Origin of the sequence: Citrobacter sp. Ca225 (assembly GCF_030337175.1) — a bacterium.
Taxonomy (GTDB): Bacteria; Pseudomonadota; Gammaproteobacteria; order Enterobacterales; family Enterobacteriaceae; genus Citrobacter_A; species Citrobacter_A amalonaticus.
On the sequence record NZ_JAOWCD010000046.1, the window covers coordinates 107,395 to 125,217 of the forward strand.

Genomic DNA, 17,823 nt, shown 5'->3' on the forward strand with positions numbered 1-17,823 from the left:
AGCGTTAGTCAGATTGCTCGAGTGATTTGATATAGTCGTAAATAGCCAGTTGCGACTGCACTTTGCGGCGGTTTCCACGCGGCACGTAGCGATTACTCAGTTCTTTATCGATGTAGCGGGCTTTTACCGTATCGCTGAACAGGATGTCAATAATATCCAGCACCCGCTGCTTCAGGCGCGGATCAAGCAGCGGCGTCGCCACCTCAATGCGGTAGTCGATATTACGCGTCATCCAGTCGGCGGAAGAGAGATAGACCTGCTTATCGCCGCCGTTTTCGAAGATATACACCCGGTCATGCTCAAGATAACGGTCCACAATACTGATGACGCGGATATTATCGCTGATACCTTCCAGATTCGGAATAAGCGAGCACATACCACGAATCAACAGATTGACCGGTACACCTGAGCTGGAGGCGGCATACAGCCGATCGACCAGCCCTTTGTCCACCAGGTTATTCAGTTTCAGTGTGATGCCGGAGGGGAGTCCCTGTTGAGCGTTGGCGATTTCACGATCGATCATCTCATACAGCAGGCGGCGCGAGTTTTGCGGCGAGACCAGCAGATAATCAAACGTCACCGGGCGATACGGGTTCTCGATAAAATTGAACACCCGACGGACTTCGTTAGTGATCCGCGCGTCGGCGGTCAACAGCGAATAGTCGGTATACAGACGCGCGGTTTTTTCGTTGAAATTACCGGTGCCGATATGGGCGTAACGCACCACCTCTTCGCCTTCTTTGCGCGAAATCAGGAACAGCTTGGCGTGAATTTTTAAGCCTGGCGCGGAGAAGATGACATGCACGCCCGCTTCCGTCAGGCGTTTCGCCCAGTGAATGTTGGCCTCTTCATCAAATCGTGCCTGTAACTCCACCACAACGGTCACTTTTTTACCGTTATGGGCGGCGTGGATCATTGAGTCGATGATCCGCGAGTCTTTTGCCACGCGGTAGATGTTGATTTTGATTGCCAGCACGCTCGGGTCAAACGAGGCCTGGCGCAGCAGTTCCAGAACGTGCTCAAAGGTGTGATACGGATAGTAAAGCAACACATCGCGTTCACGAATGGCGTCAAATCCGTTACGGAACTTCTCTTTATCAAACCAGATATGGCGTAAGCGCGGCAGCGGCTTATTCACCAGATTGGCTTTGCCGACATTAGGGAAGTTAATGAAATCTTTGAAGTTGTGATAACGCCCGCCGGGAACGATAGAGTCATAGCGTGAAATCGTCAGCTTCTCGCGCAGCACTTCGACCAGTGCATTAGGCATGTCGCGCTGATAAACAAAACGCACCGGCTCGGCGGTCAAACGCTGTTTCAGGCTGGAGGACATCAGCTCCATCAGGCTGGATTCCATCTCGTGCACCAGATCGTACTCGGCGTCACGGGTCATCTTCATGGAATAGGCATTCAGTGCGTCATAATCAAAGAAGCCCTTAAAGATGTCGTCCAGACAGTAGCGCAGAATGTTATCCAGCAGGATCATTGGTTTACGGCGACGCGGGGCTTCCGGCGGCAGATTCACAAAGCGTGGAACCTTGTCAGACGGAATTTCCAGCAGCGCATAGCGAATGGTGTCGCCGCGAATAATTTCGACTGCCAGATAGGTGTAGTCATCCTTCAGGAACTGTACCAGATCCGTTTCGCGGTTAATTAAAATAGGGGTGATGTGCTGGCGCAGATACTGTTTGAAATAGTGGCGCAGCCAGCTTTGCTGATTGACTGACAGTTGACGCTCGTTGATCAGGAAGATCTGATTACGCGCCATCTCCAGCAGCAGTTCGTTATACAGGCCATCGAATTCCTGGTCGGCTTTCAGTACGCGGGACTGGATTTTGCCTAACAGGTGGCGAGAATGTGAATTTGAACCCTGTTCTTCGCTGATGATGATGCGACGTTTGAGCTCTGCGAAGCGAACTTTGTAGAATTCATCCAGGTTATTGGAATAGATGCCTAAGAAACGCATCCGTTCAATTAGCGGGTTTGATTTATCCGCGGCTTCCTGGAGCACACGTTCGTTGAACGCTAACCAGCTGAGCTCTTTCTCGATATAAAGCTTTTCCTGACCCATTAATACTTATACTCCGTTTTATTCACGGGACACTGCCTGATTATTATGGCGAGCATTGCGCTCAGATGTCCAACTGTGCCAGAAAAATATGACAATAAACCGTCTGATCGCAAAGGGGAAGGGGGACTGGAGGTCTGAAGAGAAGCGCTGGCCGGATAAGGGATGACATCCGTTATCCGGCACCGTTTTTACTCGTCGGCAGCGTAGCCCTGTGGCGGCAGGCGAACACCGTCCAGCCAGGCGGCGTTATCGCGCATTTTCAGCCGTCCGTCCACAAACCAACTGACGACCAGCGGGTAAATGGCGTGTTCCTGAACCTGAACGCGGGCGGTGATTTCATCTTCGTCATCGCCCTCAAAAACCGGAACTTTGGACTGCAAAATGACCGGTCCGCCGTCGAGCTCGTCAGTGACAAAGTGGACCGAGGTGCCGTGTTCCTCATCGCCGTTTTCCAGCGCCTGACGGTGGGTGTGCAAACCGGGATATTTGGGCAACAGGGAAGGGTGAATATTCAGCAGTCGACCGTTGTAGTGCGCGACGAACGCCGGGCTCAGAATGCGCATAAAACCGGCCAGCACCACCACGTCAGGCGCATACGCGTCGATCTCAAGGATCAGCTCGCGGTCAAATGCTTCACGGCTGGAAAACTGATCCGCCGTCAGCGTATGGGCCGGGATTGCCGCTTTTCTGGCACGCTCAAGGCCGAACGCGTCGGCCTTGTTGCTGAATACTGCCCGCAGGGTGCCGTTGATTTTCTTCTCTTTGCAGGCATCAATAATCGCCTGCAAATTGCTTCCGTTACCGGAAATAAGCACCACAATATTCATTATTCAATAACCACGCGCTGCGCGGAATCGGAAGCCTTGATGACGCCGAGCTTCCAGGCTTTTTCACCTTTTGCCTTCAGCAGGGTAAGGGCGTTGTCTACTTCTGCCGCCGGAAGAGCAATGACCATGCCGACGCCGCAGTTAAAGGTACGATACATTTCATGCTGGCTGACGTTGCCGGCGCTTTGCAGCCAGTTAAAAACAGCTGGCCACTGCCAGGAGGATTCATCGATCACCGCCTGCGTGTTGTCCGGCAGTACGCGCGGAATGTTTTCCCAGAAGCCGCCGCCGGTCAGGTGCGCGATAGCGTGCACATCAACCTTTTCAATCAATTCCAGAATCGATTTCACGTAGATGCGGGTCGGCGCCAGCAGGTGGTCGGCCAACGGTTTGCCTTCCAGAACCGTCGTTTCTGGATCGCAGCCGCTGACTTCAACAATTTTACGTACCAGTGAGTAACCGTTGGAGTGCGGACCGCTGGAACCCAGTGCAATCAACACATCGCCATCGGCCACTTTGGAACCGTCAATGATGTCTGATTTTTCGACCACGCCGACGCAGAAACCCGCGACGTCATAATCTTCACCGTGATACATCCCCGGCATTTCAGCGGTTTCCCCGCCGACCAGCGCGCAGCCGGATTGCAGGCAGCCTTCGGCGATACCGTTAATCACGCTGGCTGCGGTATCCACATCCAGTTTGCCAGTGGCGTAGTAGTCGAGGAAAAACAGCGGCTCAGCACCCTGAACGACCAGGTCGTTGACGCACATCGCCACGAGATCAATGCCGATGGTATCGTGACGCTTCAGATCCATCGCCAGACGCAGTTTTGTCCCGACGCCATCAGTACCGGAAACCAGCACTGGTTCACGATATTTTTGCGGCAATGCGCACAGCGCACCGAAGCCACCCAAACCACCCATCACTTCCGGGCGGCGAGTTTTCTTCACTACGCCTTTGATTCGATCCACCAGAGCATTACCCGCGTCAATATCAACACCGGCATCTTTATAGCTAAGAGAGGTTTTATCGGTCACTGCCTGGTTCCCCACGTTTTCTTACGGTAAAAGTAAAATTCGGCGCAATTCTAGCAGGGAAAGCAAACGTTTGCGAGCCTGTGTTGCATCCGTTTTTATCTGTCGAGATTTGCTGCATTTTCTCCGCGGCGCGGTGTTTTTATGACCTGAACCACGAAAATGAAACCGGGTTCAGTTTCACCCTTGAAAGCAGTGCCGGGATTGCTCAGTATCATACTGAAACCGGTTTCTGTTTTGTCATAGCAAATTAACGAGGGAAACTATGTCTGGATTTAACGCGAATTTCATGTGGGGCGGGGCGGTCGCCGCTCATCAGCTTGAGGGCGGCTGGCAGGAAGGCGGAAAAGGGATCAGCGTTGCTGACGTCATGACGGCGGGCGCTCATGGCGTGGCGCGAGAAATTACCGATGGCGTGCTGCCCGGCAAAAACTACCCTAACCACGAGGCGATCGATTTTTATCATCGCTACAAAGAAGACATTAAGCTTTTCGCTGAAATGGGCTTTAAATGTTTCCGGACGTCCATTGCCTGGACGCGCATTTTCCCACTTGGGGATGAAACGCAGCCAAACGAGGCGGGACTGCAATTTTACGACGATCTGTTTGATGAATGCCTGAAGTATGGCATTGAACCGGTAATTACCCTGTCGCATTTCGAGATGCCCTACCATCTGGTGACGGAGTATGGCGGCTGGCGCAACCGGAAGCTGATCGACTTTTTTGTCCGCTTTGCGAAGGTCGTCTTTACCCGCTATCAGGGCAAAGTGAAGTATTGGATGACCTTCAATGAGATCAACAACCAGGCCAATTACCATGAGGATTTTGCACCGTTCACGAACTCCGGCCTGAAGTATCAGCCAGGTGAAGATCGTGAACCGGTAATGTACCAGGCGGCGCACTATGAACTGGTGGCCAGTGCGCTGGCGGTGAAGGCGGCACGAGAAATTAACCCGGCATTGCAGATCGGCTGCATGATCGCCATGTGCCCCATCTACCCACTGACCTGTGCGCCAAACGACATGATGATGGCGATGAACGCCATGCACCGTCGCTACTGGTTTACCGATGTGCATGTGCGGGGGAAATATCCGCAGCATATTCTCAACTATTTTACGCGCCGCGAGTTTGACCTCGATATCACGGAAGAAGACCGTGTTGCTCTGTCCGAAGGCTGCGTCGACTACATCGGTTTTAGCTATTACATGTCGTTTGTCACCAAAGCGACAGACGATAACCCGCAACTCGATTATGACGAGAGCAAAAGTCTGGTCTCCAATCCCTACGTACAGAAATCGGACTGGGGCTGGCAGATTGATCCGGTGGGATTGCGCTATTCGCTGAACTGGTTCTGGGATCACTACCAGTTGCCGTTGTTTATCGTTGAGAACGGGTTTGGTGCGATTGATGTTCAGTTGCCTGACGGCACCGTGGATGACAGCTACCGTATCGAGTATATGGCGGCACATCTTCGTGAAATGAAAAAAGCGGTGGAAGAGGATGGCGTGGATCTCATGGGGTACACGCCGTGGGGATGTATCGATCTGGTTTCTGCGGGAACGGGAGAGATGAAAAAACGCTACGGGTTTATCTACGTTGATAAAAATAATGACGGTAGTGGGACGCTGGCGCGCAGTCGTAAGAAATCTTTCGCCTGGTATCAGCAGGTGATAAAAAGTAACGGTGAATCCCTCTGATTTCAGCCACTTGATACTTGGCCCCGCACAGAATGCGGGGCGTGTTTTATACTCATCACCCAAACGTATACTACTTTGCTTGATCCAGGTCATGCATACGTTATGTTGCGCCAGAGAGGAAAAGCGGTATAATCCGGCGATTTTTTTTGTGGTTGCCACTCGTCTGAGGAAAGGAGAAGAGTATGAAGATCGTGGAAGTCAAACACCCACTCGTCAAACACAAGCTGGGTCTGATGCGTGAGAACGATATCAGCACCAAACGCTTTCGTGAACTCGCCTCGGAAGTAGGCAGTCTGCTGACCTACGAAGCGACTGCGGGCCTGGAAACCGAAAAAGTAACCATTGAAGGCTGGAATGGTCCGGTCGAAGTGGATCAAATCAAAGGCAAAAAAATTACCGTTGTACCTATCCTGCGTGCCGGTCTGGGCATGATGGAAGGCGTGCTGGAAAACGTACCCAGCGCACGTATCAGCGTGGTCGGCATGTACCGCAACGAAGAAACGCTTGAGCCGGTCCCGTATTTCCAGAAGCTGGTATCCAATATCGACGAGCGCATGGCGCTGATCGTCGACCCGATGCTGGCAACCGGGGGTTCTGTTATCGCCACTATCGATCTGCTGAAAAAAGCGGGCTGCAGCAGCATCAAAGTGCTGGTGCTGGTGGCGGCCCCGGAAGGGATCGCCGCGCTGGAAAAAGCGCATCCGGATGTGGAACTCTACACCGCGTCGATCGACCAGGGCCTGAACGAGCACGGATACATTATTCCGGGGCTGGGTGATGCCGGCGATAAGATTTTTGGTACGAAGTAAGTGAATAACTGATAAATAGCCGACTTTAAGAGTCGGCTTTTTTTTGAATAAAACAACTCAACGATTCATAACAAACACACTCAGAGGAAAACACTATGACGCGCCGTGCTATCGGGGTGAGTGAAAGACCGCCACTTTTACAGACAATCCCGCTTAGTTTGCAACACCTGTTCGCCATGTTTGGCGCAACCGTGCTGGTGCCAGTTCTGTTTCATATCAACCCGGCTACCGTTCTGTTGTTCAACGGGATCGGGACCTTGCTGTATCTCTTTATCTGTAAAGGAAAAATTCCTGCCTATTTAGGTTCAAGCTTCGCGTTTATCTCACCGGTTCTACTGCTGTTGCCGTTGGGATACGAAGTGGCGCTGGGCGGCTTCATCATGTGTGGTGTGCTGTTCTGCCTGGTTTCTTTCATTGTCAAGAAAGCGGGAACCGGCTGGCTGGACGTGATGTTTCCTCCTGCGGCAATGGGCGCAATCGTTGCCGTCATCGGTCTTGAACTGGCAGGCGTGGCCGCTGGTATGGCTGGATTGCTGCCTGCGGAAGGACAATCTGCGGATTCGAAGACCATCATTATCTCGATGGTGACGCTGGCGGTGACCGTGTTTGGCTCGGTGCTGTTTCGTGGTTTCCTTGCGATTATCCCGATCCTGATTGGGGTACTGGCAGGTTATGCACTGTCATTTGCGATGGGCGTGGTTGATACCACACCGATTGCCGAGGCGCACTGGTTTGCGCTGCCGACCTTCTACACGCCGCGCTTTGAGTGGTTCGCCATTCTGACTATTCTGCCTGCGGCGCTGGTGGTGATTGCCGAACACGTCGGTCACCTCGTGGTCACGGCGAATATCGTCAAAAAAGATCTGGTTCGCGACCCGGGCCTGCATCGCTCGATGTTTGCCAACGGTTTGTCGACGGTGATTTCTGGCTTCTTTGGCTCCACGCCCAACACCACCTACGGTGAGAACATTGGTGTAATGGCAATCACCCGTGTTTACAGTACCTGGGTAATTGGCGGCGCGGCGATTTTCGCGATTCTGCTGTCCTGCGTCGGTAAACTGGCGGCGGCGATCCAGATCATTCCGCTACCGGTGATGGGTGGGGTGTCATTGCTGCTGTACGGGGTGATCGGGGCATCCGGTATTCGCGTGCTGATTGAATCGAAAGTGGATTACAACAAAGCGCAGAACCTGATCCTGACCTCTGTCATTCTGATCATTGGCGTCAGCGGCGCGAAAGTGCACATTGGCGCGGCGGAGCTGAAAGGAATGGCGCTGGCGACGATCGTTGGGATCGGTCTGAGCCTGATCTTCAAGCTGATTTCTGTCCTGCGCCCGGAAGAAGTGGTGTTGGACGCGGAAGATGCGGATACGCCGAAGCCGTAAAATGGGATCCGGGCAGTGATGCTGCCCGGTTCTAACGCGACGGAATTCTGTGGTAAACTCATCACGATTTTAATGAAATCTGGGTTGAGGTCTCTCTGAACACACCGGCACAGCTCTCTTTGCCACTTTATCTGCCTGACGACGAAACGTTTGCAAGTTTCTGGCCGGGAGATAACGCCTCTTTACTGGCCGCACTGCAAAACGTGCTGCGCCAGGAGCATAGCGGATACATCTATCTCTGGTCGCGTGAAGGCGCCGGCCGCAGCCATTTGCTGCATGCTGCCTGTGCTGAATTATCGCAGCGTGGTGATGCCGTTGGCTATGTGCCGCTGGACAAGCGCACCTGGTTTGTACCGGAAGTGCTCGACGGGATGGAACACCTGTCGTTAGTCTGTATCGACAATATTGAATGTGTCGCGGGTGATGAAGAGTGGGAGATGGCGATTTTTGATCTCTACAACCGCATTCTGGAATCCGGAAAAACGCGGTTACTGATCACCGGCGATCGTCCTCCACGGCAGTTAAAGCTGGGGCTGCCCGATCTGGCCTCGCGTCTGGATTGGGGGCAAATCTACAAGCTGCAACCGCTGTCGGATGAAGATAAATTGCAGGCGCTACAACTACGCGCCCGACTGCGCGGATTTGAACTCCCGGAAGACGTGGGGCGCTTTTTGCTCAAACGGCTCGACAGAGAGATGCGCACGCTGTTTATGACGCTCGATCAGCTTGATCACGCCTCCATCTCCGCGCAGCGCAAATTGACCATTCCGTTCGTGAAAGAAATTCTGAAGCTCTAGCCGAAATACAAGGTTACGTATCGCAGTCGGTCTGATAAGCGTAGCACCATCAGGCAGAACGGTGCGGATGCCGGAGGGCGACGTCGCCTTATCCGGCCTGATTACCCAAACAAACGCCCTCACTCAGAGGGGGAATCCTCAACTGCCAGATCGTTAAGTAAATGCTGCATCAGCAGTGGAATCGGTCTGCCCGATGCCACGCTTCTTCCCCCTTCGCGCCACAACGCCGTACCGCTGACGTCGAGATGCGCCCATGGAATCGTCGCCGGACAAAAATGATGAAGCAGCCAGGCCGCCGATGCGCTGATTGCCGCGTTGTTAGTCGGCGTATTGCACAGATCGGCAATCGCGCTCTCCGTTTGTTTTTTCAGGTGAGCGTCCAATGGCAGCGACCAGACTCTGTCTCCGCTCTGTTCACCGGCAACGGTTAACGCCGCACGCAGCGCGCTATCCTGGGTCATCAATCCACTCAGCTCATAGCCCAGCGCTTTCACCACGGCGCCGGTCAGCGTTGCTAAATCAATGATATAGCGAGTCTCTTTGTGGCGCTGGCTGGCCCAGGCAATGGCGTCAGCAAGTACCAGTCGTCCTTCGGCGTCAGTGTTGTTGATCTCCACCTTCATCCCGTTACAGGCGCGTGCTACGTTACCCGGTTGCATGGCGTCGGGACCAATGGCGTTTTCCGCCAGCGCCAGTGCGCCCATGACTCGAACCGGCAGCGCCAGCCCGGCAATACTAAGCATCAGCCCAAGCACGTTGGCTGCGCCGCACATGTCGTACTTCATGGTGTACATGCCCGCGCCTTCTTTCAGCCACAAACCGCCGGTGTCGAAAGTGATGCCTTTCCCGACATAGCTGCGCACCGGGCCGCTGCTGACGCCGTCGTAATGAATCGCCAGCAGGCGGGGCGGGCGGCTGGAGCCTTTCCCCACGGCGTGCAGCAAGCCAAGGCCTTGCGCTACGATGGCCTGTTCGTCCAGCACTTCGCAGCGCAGGTCAGGGTAAGCCGCGCATAGACGTTGGGCCTCTTCGACAACGAACTGCGGCGTACACTGCTCGGATGGCATATCCGCCAGGCGGCGGGCGGCGACCATGCCGTTGGCAATGGCCTGCTGCCGACGGAAAATTTCCTCTAACGCTTCCTGCTGTTCGGGTAAACAAAGCGCCGTTATGTGGTCGAGTCGTATCGTCGCGTTGTCTGTAGTTTTCAGTTGCAGGTCGTCAAGGCGATGTACCTGATTGAACAGAAAACGCAGAACCTGAAGCAGCACGGTTTCGTGTATTTCGCGAACATCAATGATCACGTGAGAACTGACCGGCGTGGTGAACAGTGGACGTAATGCGTTCAGCAAACCGTCGGTCAGGTTGTCCTGCCACAGTGCTGATGGAATGAGGGTGATGCGTTTGTAAGGGGCGCAGCCAAAACAGGTATCCGCCATGTTACCCGTGGCACGCATTTCGTTTATCAGCGCGGTGTCTGGTAACTGTTGGCTTGTGGGACGGGCAATCAGGTGCGCGTTGGGTTGCGCCTCTGAAAGGGACTGAATCAACTGATATGTCATCATTATTCTTCCTCTATTGGCGCACGGATCCGTGCCGCATAGGCCTGCATCCACGCCTCATCGACTGGCTGGTAATACGTCTTTTCGTGCCGACGTTCCGCGAGATAGACGGTAAGTGGATGACTGGCGGTGGCAACGGTAAACGAGAAGGTTTTGATATTGGTCGCCGCGCCAAATTCTCCCCGGTGATTCATACACACGACGGATAAATCGCCCACCCGGCCAAAGCGGGACATCAGGTTGTCCTCCAGTTCAAAAACCACTGAGTCCGCAGCCTGCTGCGGTGTCATGCCCTGTGCCATACGGCGAACGATTTCGTAGCTGGTGCAACCCTTCATCAGGTCTTCGCCAACGCCAGTGGCGGTCGCGGCGCCGATTTGACTGTCGCAGTAGAAGCCGGAACCAATAATCGGGGAATCTCCCAGACGACCGCGTTTTTTCATAAACAGACCGCTGGTGGAGGTCGCCACGCTCATCGAACCTTGTGTGTCCAGTCCGATAATGCCGACGGTATCATGGCCGTCATAAGGACTCAGTCCCTTATCCAGCGTCTCGCGGCAGCGTTTGCGATAGTGTTGGATGGCGCGGTCGGTAAGCATGGTTTTTTCTGCAAACCCCTGGCTTAACGCCCATTCTCGGGCCCCCTGGCCGACAAGCAGGCTGTTATACCGTTGACGACTCAGGGCGTGCGCAACGCGTACCGGATTGGCGATATCCACGAGATTGCCCACGGCGCCGAACGCCAGCGTGTCGCCATCCATGAATGCGGCATCCAGTTCCACCTCACCCTTTTCGGTTGGCAGTCCGCCGTAGCCAACGGACTTGTATAATGGGAAGTCCTCAACTGCGGCAACGGCATTGACTACCGCACTGGCCGCTGTTTGGCCTGCAGCCAGCGCGGAAGCGGACTCAGTAACGCCTTCAAGCGCCATTCGCCAGGTGGCGATAATTCCCCACATGTTTTACTCCTGTTTAACGGGTGTACTCTCGTTTTGTGCCAGCGTGGTGACTTCCGCCGCGCGGTACTGTTTATCGACAATGCGCATAAATGGCAGATAGAGCATTGCGCCAATCAGTAAATTGATGATCTGCATGACGCTACCGCTGAGATGGCCTGTGACGATAAAACCACTGATAACCGGCGGCAGCGTCCATGGAATAAACACGCCCGTCGTGACGGCAACAGCGCCAATTTTCATTGCGACGTACTGGATGGTGACTAACACCAGAGGCACCAGGTTGAACGGTATTAGCATGATGGGGTTCATGATGACCGGCAGACCGAACAGAATGGGTTCGTTGATATTGAAAATCGATGCGCCAGCCCCCAGTCGGGCCACTTCCCGCATGTTTTTACTGCGGGCAAAAATCAGCATTGCGATAACCAGCGATAAGGTTGCGCCAGCGCCCCCCATCCAGATCATGTCAAAAAACTGCTCGGTGATAATATGCGGTGGCGTAACGCCCGCCTGAATGGCGGCGATGTTATCCGTCTGGTTCTCCATCCACAGTGGCCGGATAATGCCGTTGATCATTGAGCCAGAGTTAATCCCTACCGACCATAAAATCGTGATGCTGAAAACCGTCATCAGCGCGCCAAAATAGGAGGTGCCATAGTGACGAACCGGCGTCGCAACCACTTCATAGATAAAGCGGTGAATTGTCTGGTAGTGGGTATTTTCAAACAGGATGCGAATAATCAGCACCAGGATCATTACCAACAGGGCGGGGATCAGCGCGGCAAATGATTCCTGCACGGCAGGCGGAACCCCTTCGGGCATCTTGATAACCAGTTTTTTGCGTTTCAGCCAGCAGAACAATTCCGTCCACAGCAACGAGCCAATCATTGCCACAAATAGCCCTTTAGTGCCGATCCATTCTACTGGTATCACGGTGATGCCGCCGTTATCCGCAACTTTGATAAACGGGGTGAGGATCAGGAAGCAGACCAGCGCCAGGATGCCGCAGGAGATACGGTCTTCACCGTAATGTTCCGCCAGACGGTAGGCAACCAGGAAACTGATGAACAGTGACATCGTTGAGAACACCGCGTTAAACGGGATCTCGATAATACTGCTCCAGCTTTCACCAAACGCGCCAGACATAAATTGCTGATAGGTCTGGTTCGGAAAGGAGGAAATAACCAGCAGAATGGAGCCGACGATAATGAACGGCATAAAGGAAACATAGGCGCCGCGGATCGCGCCCAGGTGACGCTGCTGCGCCGTTTTGGCCGCAAGCGGCATCAGTTTTGCTTCAAGAAATCCCAGAACATTGTTCATTGTGAACTCCGTACAAGATCGGATGAGAGTATTTATGGTATGCCAGAGGATTATCAGGGAAGCTCCGCAGTCGAAAGGTGAATCTGGTCACAATGTGTTCGCCTTATAAATATAAATCTCATATGATTAGTTATCTCTTTGGAAAAGGATTTGGCGATGGAAATAAAACTGCATGCCAATGCCACCACGACACCGCGCATCCGTCGTTATCTGCAGCAGTCGGATAAAAGCGACAGAGCGCTGGCCGCTGAGCTGGGGATTTCCGTCACCACGGTCAGACGCTGGCGACAACGTGAGCAGACTGCCGATCGGCAAACTACGCCGAAAGTGATACACAAAGCGATGAGACAAGAGCAGATTGCGCTGATTAACGGACTGCGGGATGCGACCGGCGCGCCGTTAGATGAGCTTTTGTTACTGGTCAATGAAGGGCTGGGCATTCACGTATCCCGTGCGACGCTAAATCGTTATCTTAAACCTGCAAGGTTGATGCGTCAGGGGACACCTTTGCAGGGGAAAAAGGCACTGAAGGCCGGGCATTTCCCTCATGTGCTTGAGGTGCATCACCTCCCGCTTTCACTGCATATGGAGGATGGCGGGGAGCATCATGTGCTCTGGGCTCGTGAACCGGTGAGCGGCTGGTGCTACGCGCGACTGTATGCTGGGATTTCGCCGCATCTGGTCATGAAATGGCTGGATGCGCTGCTGACAGCCTGTCCGGCTGATATACAATCTATTGAGACATTCTTTTCTGACACCTATCTTGATGGGCTGGAACAGGGGCTGATAGCACGAGGGATGACGCACAACATAAACCATAACGTGCAGAATGCGATTCAGGTTAACCTTCCGCTGGTGGCGATTGTGCCGCGGGTAAAGGACGTATCAGCCAGTCAACTGCTGGCAGAGATTTGCGAAAGTTATAATACCGGCAAGGCGCAGAAAAAACTGGGGGAGATGACGCCGCAGGCTTTTCTCGAAGCACTACGGCGGGGGTGATTAGCCGATGATTTCCAGCACGTGTTCCGGTGGACGGCCAATACGCGCCTGGCTGTTCGCCACTACAATTGGACGTTCCATCAGTTTCGGGTGTTCCACCATCGCCTGAATCAATTCATCTTCACTCAGACTGCTGTCAGCCAGGTTGAGCGACGCGTAGAGATCCTCTTTTCGGCGCATCAGTTCCCGGGCGCTTTCCATGCCCAGCATCTTCAACAACTGACGCAGCGTTGCGGCATCGGCAGGCGTTTCCAGGTAAAGCACCACTTCTGGCTCCACACCGTGCGATTGCAGCAGGTTCAGCGTTTCGCGGCTCTTGGAGCAGCGCGGGTTATGGTAGATTTTTACGGCCTTTGACATGGAGAATCCTTTTTACATTTTCGTGTACGGCTTAAAGCGTTCCTGCAACTGGCGCAGTTGGTCGATGCGCGCATCGTAACGCGCCTGTTGTTGGCTGCCCAGCTTCACTTGCGAACTGGCGCTGCTCAGTAACGAGATGGCCTGATCGAGACGGCCCGCCAACGCATACCCTTCCGCACGCGCGGCCAGTTCCTGATCGCGGTTATACAACGCGGCTTCCGCCTGCGCCAACAGATCCCAGCCGTTGGCGTCGTCCTTGTTGTTAAAGGTATAACGATTAAGGATGGTTGCCGCTTCTTGTGGCTGACCGCCCTGTAGCAGGGCGTTCGCAAGGTTAAGTTGCAAAACTGGGTTGATTCGCAAATCACGCGCTTTTTTCAGTCGGGCAATCGCGTCACTGGTTTTCTTTTGCCCGAGGTCGATGTCGGTGGCCAGATCCAGATACCAGGCGTTATTGGGCTCTGCGGACAGCAGTGGTTGCAGCGCTTTGCGAGCCTCGTCGTATTTATTGGCTTCCATCGCCTGTAACGCACGACCGTACTGCGCCGCGCGCTGCTGTCGGACGTTACCTTTTGCCCACTCGTCGAGCATGTCGCTGGTCAGTTGGTTTCGCCCGGAGTTATACATCCCCAAAGTTCGCGCTTTCGCCAGATAGAAATCTTCAGAGGATTGCACCACCACCGGACGCATCTGGTTTGCGCGATTGCGGGTATCTGAAAGACGACTTTCCGGCAGGGGGTGGGTCAGCAAAATTTCAGGCGGACGCGAGGAGTAACGCGCCTGGTCGAGCAGTTTTTCCAGGAAGGTCGGCATCGCCTGCGGATCGAATCCAGAACGTTGTAAAACCTGAATGCCGATACGGTCTGCTTCCTGTTCATTTTGCTGCGTGAAGCTAATCATCCCTTGACGCGATCCCGCCAGCGTGCCGGTGAGCGCGGCCATCCCGGCCTGAGGGCTCGCCATCGCCAATAGAATGGAGCCTAACGCGCCAACCCAGGTCAGCGGCGCGCTGCGTTTCTGATCTTCCATGGCGCGCGCAAGGTGGCGCTGGGTGACGTGTGAGATTTCGTGCGCCATAACTGAGGCGAGCTGACTTTCGTTATCGGAATAGCGAAACAGGGCAGAGTGCAGCACGACGTTACCGCCAAAAAAAGCAAAGGCGTTGATTTCGTCATTGTTAATCAAAAAGAAATGGAAGGGCGTCTTGACCGAATCGGCGTGTGAAACCAGACGCATACCCAACCCATTAATGTACTGAACCAGCAGCGGATCGTTAATCAGCGGCGCGCTGCCACGCAGCTGGCGTACATAATAATCGCCCATCTGCATTTCCTGACCGATGGAAAGCGTACTTGCCGCCGAGGTTCCCATGTCTGGCAAGCTGTCCGCGGAGTTTGCGAACGCGGGAGCCACCTGACTCAGGGTCAGCGCGGCAATGAGGGTAGCAACCAGGTTCTTCTTAAACTGCCTGAACATAACCTCTGTCCTGTTTTCTTTGAGATAGTCATTTGACCGATGCCGGGTCGTATCGTTCCGTGTCTGCCGACACAGGCAGTGTAACGGCGAAATTTGTCGATGAATACCCTGCACAAATGACTTTTCAGTTTCCAGAATCAGCAATAAAAAGCGAAGTCTTTTTTGTGACATTTCGATACAATTCGGGATCGCAATCCCGCTATTGAGGTTCAGGGAAGGTTTTATGCTCGAAATGTTGATGCAATGGTATCGCCGTCGCTTTAGCGACCCCGAGGCGATTGCCTTGCTGGTTATTCTGGTTGCCGGGTTTGGCATTCTTTTCTTTTTTAGCGGATTACTGGCACCGCTGCTGGTTGCCATTGTGCTGGCGTACCTGCTGGAATGGCCAACGGTGCGTCTTGAAGCCATCGGCTGCTCGCGCCGCTGGGCAACCTCTCTCGTGCTGATCGTATTTGTTGGCATTTTGCTATTGATGGCCTTTGTGGTGATGCCGGTGGCATGGCAACAGGGGATCTTACTGATTCGCGACATGCCTGGCATGTTGAACAAACTGTCGGATTTTGCCGCCACGCTGCCGCGTCGTTATCCGGCTTTAATGGATGCGGGCATCATCGATGCGATGGCGGAAAATATGCGCACCCGCATGCTGACGATGGGCGATTCGGTAGTGAAATATTCGCTGGCCTCTTTGGTCGGGCTGCTGACTCTGGCGGTCTATCTGGTGCTGGTGCCGCTGATGGTATTCTTCCTCGTCAAAGACAAAGAGCAGATGCTGAATGCCGTGCGTCGTGTGCTGCCGCGTAATCGCGGGCTGGCGGGGCAGGTCTGGAAGGAGATGAATCAGCAAATCACCAACTATATCCGCGGCAAGGTGCTGGAAATGGTGGTGGTGGGCGTGGCGACCTGGCTAGGCTTCCTGATGTTTGGCCTCAACTACTCACTGCTACTGGCCGTGCTGGTGGGGTTCTCGGTACTCATTCCCTATATTGGCGCTTTTGTAGTCACCATTCCTGTGGTAGGCGTTGCGCTGTTCCAGTTCGGTCTGGGGACCGAGTTCTGGAGTTGTTTCGCCGTCTATTTGATTATCCAGGCGCTGGACGGCAACCTGCTGGTGCCGGTGCTGTTTTCTGAAGCAGTAAATTTGCATCCGCTGGTGATTATCCTGTCAGTGGTGATCTTTGGCGGCCTGTGGGGATTCTGGGGCGTGTTCTTCGCCATTCCGCTGGCGACGTTAATCAAGGCCGTTGTCCATGCCTGGCCGGATGCGCAGGTCGTTGACGAGTCCTGATGCGTTTATGTAACAGGGAAAGTGGTGAACTGTGTGCTAGTCGATGCGCTCTGAGCGAAAGGCAAAAAGGTAGCGCGAGATAAAAAGGCGAGTGTAAAAAAGACGTTTAAACAGACAGCCGATTACCCGGCCTACACACGGTAGGCCGGACAGGGCGTCAGCCGTCATCCGGCAGCGTGAAAGTCAGGCGTTTTCTTTCAACCAGTTCAGCACCACATCGTGGTGATTACTGGTTTTGAAATCATCGAAAACGTGTTCAATCTTACCGTCAGCGTCAATCAAGAAGCTGATGCGATGGATCCCATCATAGGTTTTCCCCATAAAGGATTTCTCGCCCCAGACGCCAAACTGCTCGCAGACCTGATGATCCTCGTCGGACAGCAGGGTAAAGTTAAGCAGCTCTTTTTCGGCAAAACGGGAAAGCTTTTCAGGCTTGTCAGTGCTGATGCCCAGCACGTCTACACCTGCTTTTTTCAGCTCATCCATGTTATCTCGCAGGCCACAAGCCTGAACGGTACAGCCTGGCGTCATGGCTTTCGGATAGAAATAGACCAGCACACGCTGTCCCTGGAAGTCGGTCAAATTTACTTGTTCTCCGTCTTGATCCGGCAAGCTAAATTTCGGTGCGATGTCACCGGCTTTCAGTGGATTCATTACTTAACTCCATCCTGTTCATCATGTTGTGAATAATTAACAACGTTAATACTGCCTTGTGCATTGAGTTCTGTACATAGTGCTTTAAAGGCCTGTTCAATATTTGCGGCATCATCCGATGCCGGACTGTGGGCGGTAATCTGGATGTATAACTGCGCCGCCTTATCATTTTCAGCAGGTTGCGTGCGCGAAACCAGTTCCGCAATGTTCATTCGATGGTTATCAAACAGGGCTGTAAATCGTTCAATTAAATGTGGCGAATCCGGTACATCAACCTGAACCCATACCGTTGCCGGCATTGGCGGACGGGGATGCGCCGTCGTACGCTTCATCACAATCAGTAAATCCAGCTCTGCACCTTTCAACGGCAGGGTCGATTCGATCAGGGTGATGGCATTCCAGGTACCCGACAGCAGCATGATAAACGTAAACTCATCGCCCAACATGGCCAGGCGACTGTCTTCGATATTACAGCCGCAACTGCTGACATGGCGGGTGATCGTGTTCACAATTCCAGGGCGATCGGCACCCAGCGCAGTAATAACCAGATAATGTTGCGATGAAGGTGTCAAACCTGTTCTTC

At 53.7% G+C, this 17,823-nt stretch carries 16 protein-coding genes; 6 read left to right on the plus strand and 10 right to left on the minus strand.

What is annotated here, in order from left to right:
• Nucleotides 1-4: 4 nt before the first annotated feature.
• The 3 genes from ppk1 to purM all read right to left on the minus strand — a co-directional run bounded on the left by ppk1 (nt 5) and on the right by purM (nt 3,935).
• Nucleotides 5-2,071 (minus strand): polyphosphate kinase 1, encoded by a 2,067-nt coding sequence (gene ppk1 / locus OGW13_RS02495; RefSeq protein WP_042999847.1) that lies wholly within the window; start codon nt 2,069-2,071, stop codon nt 5-7.
• A 188-nt stretch (nt 2,072-2,259) separates the two neighbouring features.
• Nucleotides 2,260-2,901, minus strand: a complete 642-nt coding sequence (gene purN, locus OGW13_RS02500) for a phosphoribosylglycinamide formyltransferase (RefSeq protein ID WP_044328044.1) — start codon at nt 2,899-2,901, stop codon at nt 2,260-2,262.
• A complete protein-coding gene (purM, locus tag OGW13_RS02505) occupies nt 2,898-3,935 on the minus strand; it encodes a phosphoribosylformylglycinamidine cyclo-ligase (RefSeq protein WP_044256983.1) in 1,038 nt (345 codons plus the stop codon). The genes purN and purM overlap by 4 nt, the downstream gene beginning before the upstream one ends.
• 262 nt (nt 3,936-4,197) lie before the next feature.
• Between purM and OGW13_RS02510 the strand changes: the two genes are divergently transcribed.
• The 4 genes from OGW13_RS02510 to OGW13_RS02525 all read left to right on the plus strand — a co-directional run bounded on the left by OGW13_RS02510 (nt 4,198) and on the right by OGW13_RS02525 (nt 8,619).
• Nucleotides 4,198-5,628, plus strand: coding sequence for a 6-phospho-beta-glucosidase (locus OGW13_RS02510; RefSeq protein WP_042999849.1), 1,431 nt, complete (start codon nt 4,198-4,200; stop codon nt 5,626-5,628).
• Nucleotides 5,629-5,810: 182 nt separating this feature from the next.
• A complete protein-coding gene (gene upp, locus OGW13_RS02515; RefSeq protein ID WP_003037929.1) occupies nt 5,811-6,437 on the plus strand; it encodes a uracil phosphoribosyltransferase in 627 nt (208 codons plus the stop codon).
• Between the two features lie 95 nt (nt 6,438-6,532).
• The gene (gene uraA, locus OGW13_RS02520; protein ID WP_042999850.1) at nt 6,533-7,822 is read left to right on the plus strand and encodes a uracil permease; all 1,290 of its coding nucleotides are present in this window, start codon (nt 6,533-6,535) and stop codon (nt 7,820-7,822) included.
• Nucleotides 7,823-7,917: 95 nt separating this feature from the next.
• Nucleotides 7,918-8,619 (plus strand): DnaA inactivator Hda, encoded by a 702-nt coding sequence (locus tag OGW13_RS02525; protein ID WP_061069784.1) that lies wholly within the window; start codon nt 7,918-7,920, stop codon nt 8,617-8,619.
• A 119-nt stretch (nt 8,620-8,738) separates the two neighbouring features.
• Here OGW13_RS02525 and OGW13_RS02530 read toward each other — a convergent pair whose 3' ends face one another.
• Genes OGW13_RS02530 through celB form a run of 3 tightly spaced genes read right to left on the minus strand, consistent with a single transcriptional unit; the run spans nt 8,739 to nt 12,463 of the window.
• Nucleotides 8,739-10,184, minus strand: a complete 1,446-nt coding sequence (locus OGW13_RS02530) for a leucyl aminopeptidase family protein (protein WP_287115572.1) — start codon at nt 10,182-10,184, stop codon at nt 8,739-8,741.
• Complete coding sequence (locus OGW13_RS02535) at nt 10,184-11,140, minus strand: glycosylasparaginase (RefSeq protein WP_287115573.1); 957 nt, start codon at nt 11,138-11,140, stop codon at nt 10,184-10,186. Before OGW13_RS02535 ends, OGW13_RS02530 begins: the two co-directional genes overlap by 1 nt.
• A gap of 3 nt (nt 11,141-11,143) precedes the next feature.
• Complete coding sequence (gene celB / locus OGW13_RS02540; protein WP_042999854.1) at nt 11,144-12,463, minus strand: PTS cellobiose transporter subunit IIC; 1,320 nt, start codon at nt 12,461-12,463, stop codon at nt 11,144-11,146.
• 156 nt (nt 12,464-12,619) lie between these two features.
• Between celB and OGW13_RS02545 the strand changes: the two genes are divergently transcribed.
• A complete protein-coding gene (locus OGW13_RS02545; protein ID WP_287115574.1) occupies nt 12,620-13,462 on the plus strand; it encodes an XRE family transcriptional regulator in 843 nt (280 codons plus the stop codon).
• Here OGW13_RS02545 and arsC read toward each other — a convergent pair whose 3' ends face one another.
• Both arsC and bepA read right to left on the minus strand, forming a co-directional pair.
• Complete coding sequence (gene arsC, locus OGW13_RS02550; protein WP_287115575.1) at nt 13,463-13,822, minus strand: arsenate reductase (glutaredoxin); 360 nt, start codon at nt 13,820-13,822, stop codon at nt 13,463-13,465.
• A gap of 12 nt (nt 13,823-13,834) precedes the next feature.
• Nucleotides 13,835-15,298, minus strand: a complete 1,464-nt coding sequence (gene bepA / locus OGW13_RS02555) for a beta-barrel assembly-enhancing protease (protein WP_044256917.1) — start codon at nt 15,296-15,298, stop codon at nt 13,835-13,837.
• Between the two features lie 223 nt (nt 15,299-15,521).
• Here bepA and OGW13_RS02560 point away from each other — a divergent pair, with 223 nt between their 5' ends.
• Complete coding sequence (locus OGW13_RS02560; protein WP_042999858.1) at nt 15,522-16,586, plus strand: AI-2E family transporter; 1,065 nt, start codon at nt 15,522-15,524, stop codon at nt 16,584-16,586.
• A gap of 183 nt (nt 16,587-16,769) precedes the next feature.
• Here OGW13_RS02560 and bcp read toward each other — a convergent pair whose 3' ends face one another.
• Nucleotides 16,770-17,240, minus strand: a complete 471-nt coding sequence (gene bcp, locus OGW13_RS02565) for a thioredoxin-dependent thiol peroxidase (RefSeq protein WP_042999859.1) — start codon at nt 17,238-17,240, stop codon at nt 16,770-16,772.
• On the minus strand, nt 17,240-17,812 hold the full coding sequence (locus OGW13_RS02570) for a glycine cleavage system transcriptional repressor (RefSeq protein ID WP_042999860.1): 573 nt from the start codon (nt 17,810-17,812) through the stop codon (nt 17,240-17,242). Before OGW13_RS02570 ends, bcp begins: the two co-directional genes overlap by 1 nt.
• Nucleotides 17,813-17,823: the final 11 nt, after the last annotated feature.